This window comes from Nguyenibacter vanlangensis (assembly GCF_013376155.1).
Classification (GTDB): Bacteria; Pseudomonadota; Alphaproteobacteria; order Acetobacterales; family Acetobacteraceae; genus Gluconacetobacter; species Gluconacetobacter vanlangensis.
Map to the genome: position 1 here is coordinate 1 of NZ_JABXXP010001234.1, position 559 is coordinate 559.

At 69.1% G+C, this 559-nt stretch carries 1 protein-coding gene; it reads left to right on the forward strand.

Annotated elements, in window-relative coordinates; translation table 11 throughout:
* Positions 1-62 precede the first annotated feature (62 nt).
* Positions 63-559 (forward strand): transporter substrate-binding domain-containing protein (locus HUK84_RS22320; protein WP_317135333.1); only part of this gene is annotated, 497 nt, incomplete at its 3' end.

A 559-nucleotide genomic window follows, 5' to 3' on the forward strand; every position in this document is an offset into this window, starting at 1 on the left:
CCCCCTGCCGCGCGGCCCCGTGTCCCGCGGTGCCCGGCCTTATCGCGCCGGGCCGCCTGACGATGGCGACGAATCCGACCCTTCCGCCGCTGCAATATATGAGCGTGGACGGAAAGCTGTCGGGCATGCGGATCGTACTGGGGCGGGAGATCGCGCGCAGGCTCTGCCTGGAACCCGCCTTCCTCTCCACGTCTTTCGCCCAGTTGACGCTGGGCCTGCTGGAGCGGCGGTGGGACGTCATCGATACCGGCATGTTCTACACCCGCCAGCGGGCGACGCTGATGGAGATGGTGCCTTATGAAATCCAGGCCATCAGCGTCAGCGTGGCGGACGACGCGCCCATCGCCGTTCGCGGCGTCGGCGACCTGGCCGGCCGGTCGGTCGGCGTCGAGATGGGCGGGATCGAGGAACGCCATGCCCGCGACATCGACCGGACCCTGCGGGCGGCCGGAAAGCCCGGCCTGGACATCAAGACGTTCCAGAATGTCGGCATCGCCTTCGCGGCGTTGCGCGCGCACCAGGTGTTCGCCGTGTTCTCGATCGACGCCGTGGCGAAGCG